Below are 306 nucleotides of genomic sequence, written 5' to 3'. Positions count from 1 at the left end.
TTTTCATAACATCCTCATAGTCAATGCGTTGCAAACAGACTCAAAACTCGCGTATTTCCGACCGTAATGCGTTTGCTTCTCAGCACGGGCTGTCTTGCAAAGGGTTTTGTAAAAGAAAATAACAAAAACCCACCCCCGCCCCCTCCCCAAGGGAGGGGAGAGATAACTTGCGGAGCCTCCCCCGACCCCTCCCAAGGAGGGGAGAGCCGACTTGAGGAGCCTTCCCCTGCCTCTCCCAAGGAGGGGGAGGTCGAACTTGCATAACCTCTCCCTGCCTCTCCCAAGGAGGGGGGCTTGAACTTGCGG

This window comes from Prevotella sp. HMSC077E09 (assembly GCF_001814685.1).
Taxonomy (GTDB): Bacteria; Bacteroidota; Bacteroidia; order Bacteroidales; family Bacteroidaceae; genus Prevotella; species Prevotella oris.
The sequence above is the reverse complement of the archived record's forward strand: the minus strand, read 5'-3'. Positions refer to the sequence as shown.